Here is a 5486-nt window from a genome sequence, read left to right on the forward strand (position 1 = left end):
TCGGCACCGGTGGCGATCCAGTAGCCGCCCGAGGCCGCCACCGAGCTCATCGACGCGATCACCGGCTTGCCGGCCTGGCGGGTGAGTTCGAGTTCGCGACGGATGAGCTCCGAGGCCCAGGCGCTGCCGCCCGGGCTGTCGATGCGCAGCACCAGCGCCTTGATGTCCTCGTCCTCGCGCGCCTCGCGGATCAGGCGGGCGAAGGTGTCGCCGGCGACCACGCCGGCCGGCTCGGCGCCATCGACGATGGTTCCCTGGGCGACGATCACCGCCACGCTGCCGGCGGCGTGACGGGTGTCGTCCGCAGCGAGCGCGAGATAGGCCTCGGCCTCGATGGTGCGCACGTCCTTGCCCTCGTGGTCGGTGCCGACGGCCTCGATCAGGCGGGCGCGCCATTCATCGCGGGTGCTGAAGCGGTCCACCAGGCCGGCGGCGAGCGCGGCCTTGGCGGCATCGCCCCCGGCGGCGGCGAGCGCGCCGCGGATGTCGTTCACATGCGCGTCGATCGCCGCGGGCGCGAGCTTGCGGCTGGCGGCGATGTCGTCGCGCATGAAGCGCCACAGCCCGTCGAGCAGGTCGCGGGTGGCCTCGCGGTCCTCGTCGGACATGTCGCTGCGGGTGAAGGGCTCGGAGAAGGACTTGTACTCGCCGACGCGGAACACGTGCACCTTGACCCCGAGCTTGTCGAGCGCGTCGCGGAAGTAGGTGCCGTAGCGCGCCAGGCCGCGCAGCAGCACGAAGCCGTCCGGCGACAGGTGGAGTTCGTCGGCCACCGAGGCGAGGTAGTACTGCGACTGGGTGAAGCGCTCGCCGCGCGCCAGCACCGGCTTGCCCGAGGCCTTGAAATCGGCGATCGCGGCGCGCAGCTCGGCAAGCTTGGAGAAACCGCCGCCGACCAGCTCGTCGGTCTCGATCACCAGCGCGGCGATGCGCGCGTCGTCGCGCGCCTTGCGCACCGCGTCCACCAGATCCGCCAGACGCAGCTGGCCGGCCGGTGCGCCCCCGGCGCGCAGCAGCGCCAGCGGTGACTCGAGCTCGGCCTGCTCGACGATCGTGCCCACCGGTCGCAGCACCAGCGCGGACCCGGCTTGCACCTCGGGCTCGGGGTGGAAGAAGAAGGACACCAGCACACCGAGGCCGAAGATCAGCAGGGCGTAGAAGACGCCGCGCACGACGAGGTCGAGCGCGCGCACGAACATGCGCAGCACGTTCAATAGGAAGCGGAACAGGCCCCGGATCATGCTGCTTGTCCTCGTGACGGATGGTTCAGCCCGCGCGGCGGCGGAAGACGAGGTCCCATACCCCGTGTCCCAGCTTCAGACCACGGTTTTCGAATTTCGTCAGCGGACGATGCTCGGGACGCGGGGCGAAGCCGTGGGCGGTATTCTCCAGCGCCGGCTCGGCGGAGAGGATCCCGAGCATCCAGTGCGCGTAGTCCTCCCAGTCGGTGGCGCAGTGGAAGTAGCCGCCGGGCGCGAGCTTGCGCGCGATCAGGGCGACGAAGTCGGGCTGCACGATGCGGCGCTTGAAGTGGCGCTTCTTGCGCCAGGGGTCGGGGAAAAACAGATGCACGCCGGCGAGCGCGCCGTCGCCGATCATGTCGCGCATCACCTCGACCGCGTCGTGCTGCATGATGCGCAGGTTGCCCAGATGGCCTTCCGCGATCAGCTTGCACAGCGCGCCGACGCCGGGCGTATGCACCTCGATGCCGAGGAAGTCGCGATCCGGCATCGCCGCGGCGATCTTCGCCGTGGTCTCGCCCATGCCGAAGCCGATCTCGAGGATCTTCGGCGCCTTGCGGCCGAAGGCCTCGTCCAGATCGAGCGGCGCGGCGCGGTAGTCGATGCCGACCTTCGGCAGCATGTCGTCGAGATAGCGCTGCTGCGCCTCGGACATGCGCCCCTGGCGCAGCACGAAGCTGCGGATGCTGCGGCTGGAGAAGCGGTGCTCGGGGCTGTCGCGGCCGATGATCTCGACACCGGCGACGGGTTCGTCAGGCACTTCGCTCATGAACCGATCAACCCCTGGGTCGGCGAGCTCGGGTCGGCGGTGTAGAACTTGCGCGGCATGCGCCCGGCGAGGAAGGCCTCGCGGCCGGCCTCGACCGCCTTGCGCATCGCGCTCGCCATCAGCACCGGCTTGCCGGCGGCGGCGATCGCGGTGTTCATCAGCACGCCGTCGCAGCCCAGCTCCATCGCGATCGCGGCATCCGATGCGGTACCGACGCCGGCGTCGACCAGCACTGGCACCTTGGCGTTGTCGATGATCAGGCGCAGGTTCCACGGGTTGAGGATGCCCATGCCGGAGCCGATCAGCGAGGCCAGCGGCATGATCGCGACGCAGCCGATGTCTTCCAGCATCTTCGCCTGGATGGGGTCGTCGGCGCAGTAGACCATGACGTCGAAGCCGTCCTTGACCAGGGTCTCGGCGGCCTTGAGCGTCTCGGGCATGTTGGGGAACAGGCTCTTGGGGTCGCCGAGCACCTCCAGCTTGACCAGCGCGTGGCCATCGAGCAGCTCACGCGCAAGGCGCAGCGTGCGCACCGCGTCGTCGGCGGTGTAGCAGCCGGCGGTGTTGGGCAGGATGGTGAATTTCTCCGGCGGCAGCACGTCGAGCAGGTTGGGTTCGCCCGGGTTCTGGCCGATGTTGGTGCGGCGGATGGCCACGGTGACGATGGCAGCGCCGCTGGCGTCGATGGCCTCGCGCGTCTCGGCGAAGTCCTTGTACTTGCCGGTGCCGACAAGCAGGCGGGAGTGGTAGGCCTTGCCGGCGATGACCAGGGGGTCGTTCATGTTGGGAGCCTGTAAGGGTTTGTCTGAGGAATGGGAGCCAGTCGAGGCACCGCCGCACGGTGCAGGACCCTGCAGGAGCGGCGCAAGCCGCGATCGGGGCGCCGGACCTCGGCGCGGTGCTGAGGGAGCGCGGTCGCCGCCGCCCGGCCGTAATCGCGGCTTGCGCCGCTCCTACGGGACACGCAGGTCGGGGGCTTCAGCCGCCGCCGACCGCGACGACGATTTCGAGCTTGTCGCCGTCGGCGAGCTTCACCTCGGCGTGGCGGGCCTTGGGCACGATCTCGCCGTTGCGCTCGACCGCGAGGCGCTTGCCGACGAGGCCGCGCGCCTCGAGCAGGGCAAGCACCGAGAGGTCGGGCTGGAGCGATTCGGGCTGACCGTTGAGGAGGACCTGGATCATGGCGTTCGAGGCTGTTCGGGAGCCGAAAATCTTATCACGCCAGCCGTTTGACTTTTCCCTTCGCGGGCGCTAAGTTCCAGCCACCTAGCGCCGATTTGATCAACAGCTTGCGGGCGCTCAACAAATACGGCTAAAGCGAGGGCACCCAGTCCGCGTTTGCAGCCGGCTGGGTTTTTTGTTTTGCAGATGACGAAAATGATCGCACCCCAATCGGTCGGCGTGGTCGTGCCGCAGCGGGCGGAGTTCACCACGCCGCTCGCGCTGCGCAGCGGCGGCACGCTGAACAACTACCACCTCGTCTACGAAACCTACGGCACGCTCAATGCGGACCGCAGCAACGCGGTGCTGGTGTGCCATGCGCTGTCGGGCTCGCACCACGTCGCCGGCACCTACGCCGACGCGCCGCACAACGTCGGCTGGTGGGACAACCTGATCGGGCCGGGCAAGCCGCTCGACACGCGCAAGTTCTTCGTGATCGGGGTGAACAACCTCGGCGGCTGCTACGGCTCCTCTGGCCCCAACCAGATCAACCCCGCCACCGGCAAGCTGTGGGGGGCGGACTTCCCCTTCGTCACGGTGGAAGACTGGGTCGAATCGCAGGCGCGCCTGGCCGACCGGCTCGGCATCGAGCGCTTCGCCGCGGTGGTCGGCGGCTCGCTCGGCGGCATGCAGGCGATGTCGTGGGCGCTGCAGTACCCGGACCGCGTCGGCCACGTCGCGGTGATCGCCGCCGCGCCCAAGCTCACCGCGCAGAACATCGCCTTCAACGAGGTCGCCCGCCAGGCCATCCTGAGCGACCCCGAGTTCCACGGCGGCCACTACTATGCGCATGGCGTGGTGCCGACGCGTGGCCTCAAGCTGGCGCGCATGGTGGGTCACATCACCTACCTGTCCGACGACTCGATGGCGGAAAAATTCGGCCGCAGCCTGCGCCACGGCCGCAACACCTACAGCTACGACGTCGAATTCGAGATCGAGTCCTACCTGCGCTACCAGGGCGACAAGTTCGCCGGCTACTTCGACGCCAACACCTACCTGCTGACCACCAAGGCGCTCGACTACTTCGACCCCGCCTTCGAGTATGGCGGCCACCTGCCCGCGGCGCTTGCCCGCGCCAGCGCCGACTTCCTGGTGATTTCCTTCACCACCGACTGGCGCTTCTCGCCCGAGCGTTCGCGCGAGATCGTCTACGCGCTGCTGCACAACAAGCGCAACGTCAGCTACGCCGAGATCGACTGCCCGGCCGGCCACGACTCCTTCCTGCTCGACGAGACGCGCTACCACAAGCTGCTGTCGGCATGGTTCGACCGCATCGAGGTTTAAATTGATACAACCCCCAAGCTCACTGCGTTCGCTGCCCCCCGAGGGGGCGTCAGTACGCTTGAGACGGCTCGGCGCACACTGACATGACTTCCTATCGCTACGACTACGACGTGATCACCCAGTGGATCGAGCCCGGCGAGAAGGTGCTCGACCTGGGCTGCGGCGACGGCGAACTGCTGCGCCACCTGATGGACGTGCGCCAGGTGCAGGGCTACGGCGTCGAGAACGACCCCGACAAGCTGCTCGCCAGCGTAAATAACGGCGTCAACGTGATCCAGATGGACCTCGAAAAGGGCCTCGTCGGCCTGGAGGACGGCTTCTTCGACCATGTGATCATGAGCCTGTCGCTGCAGGCCATGCACAACACGCTGGGCATTCTCGCCGAGATGCTGCGCGTGGGCCGCGAGGCCGTGGTGAGCTTTCCCAACTTCGGCTACTGGCGCCACCGCCAGAGCATCCTCAACGGCCGCATGCCGGTGTCGGAGAGCCTCCCGCACCAGTGGTTCAACACCCCCAACGTGCGCTTCTTCACCATCGCCGACTTCGACGCGCTGTGCGAGATGAACGGCATCGCGGTGCGCGAGCGCCTCGCCTTCGACGAAGGCAAGCTGGTACTCGACGAGGCCAACTTCCTCGCCAGCGTGGCGGTGTACCGCCTGGGACGCAACGGCTGAGGCGCCCGCTGCCGCGGGCCTCCCAGACTGAACCGTGACCGCGCTGCGGTCACGGGCACAGGAGACGCGCAGCGATGCAGGAGAACAGCCAGGCCGTCCTCGTCGCCACCGGCGCGCTTCCCGCGTTGATCCTGATCGCCGCGGCGCTGACCTTGCCGGTGTGCCTGACGCTGCTCGCCTTGTACCGACGGGCGGTGCTGCGCTCGATGGCGCTCGCCAGCCCGGCCGCGGGGCTCGGCGGCTCGCGCCGGCCGCAGACCGCCCCCGCGGCACCACCAGCGGCAGCGCTGCGCCTGG

The 5486-nt window shown here is 68.6% G+C and carries 6 protein-coding genes and 1 pseudogene; 3 read left to right on the forward strand and 4 right to left on the reverse strand.

All coding sequences use genetic code 11. The features are described from left to right. The 4 genes from sppA to thiS all read right to left on the reverse strand — a co-directional run. On the reverse strand, positions 1-1241 hold a 1241-nt coding region (sppA, locus tag C665_RS18145), incomplete at its 3' end, for a signal peptide peptidase SppA (protein ID WP_004325774.1). Positions 1242-1266: 25 nt separating this feature from the next. Further along, on the reverse strand, positions 1267-2010 hold the full coding sequence (gene trmB, locus C665_RS18150) for a tRNA (guanosine(46)-N7)-methyltransferase TrmB (protein WP_004325776.1): 744 nt from the start codon (positions 2008-2010) through the stop codon (positions 1267-1269). Then, positions 2007-2792 carry a thiazole synthase gene (locus tag C665_RS18155; protein WP_004325777.1) on the reverse strand — a complete coding sequence of 262 codons (786 nt, stop codon included), beginning with the start codon at positions 2790-2792 and terminating at the stop codon, positions 2007-2009. Before C665_RS18155 ends, trmB begins: the two co-directional genes overlap by 4 nt. A 196-nt stretch (positions 2793-2988) precedes the next feature. Beyond that, positions 2989-3192 carry a sulfur carrier protein ThiS gene (thiS, locus tag C665_RS18160; RefSeq protein ID WP_004325779.1) on the reverse strand — a complete coding sequence of 68 codons (204 nt, stop codon included), beginning with the start codon at positions 3190-3192 and terminating at the stop codon, positions 2989-2991. A gap of 195 nt (positions 3193-3387) precedes the next feature. Here thiS and metX point away from each other — a divergent pair, with 195 nt between their 5' ends. The 3 genes and pseudogenes from metX to C665_RS18175 all read left to right on the forward strand — a co-directional run. Further along, positions 3388-4515, forward strand: a complete 1128-nt coding sequence (metX, locus tag C665_RS18165) for a homoserine O-succinyltransferase MetX (protein ID WP_004325782.1) — start codon at positions 3388-3390, stop codon at positions 4513-4515. Positions 4516-4598: 83 nt separating this feature from the next. Then, positions 4599-5189, forward strand: coding sequence for a methionine biosynthesis protein MetW (gene metW, locus C665_RS18170; RefSeq protein ID WP_004325783.1), 591 nt, complete (start codon positions 4599-4601; stop codon positions 5187-5189). 74 nt (positions 5190-5263) lie between these two features. After that, positions 5264-5486: pseudogene (locus C665_RS18175) on the forward strand (hypothetical protein); the annotation flags it as partial.

This window comes from Thauera aminoaromatica S2 (assembly GCF_000310185.1).
Lineage (GTDB): Bacteria > Pseudomonadota > Gammaproteobacteria > Burkholderiales > Rhodocyclaceae > Thauera > Thauera aminoaromatica.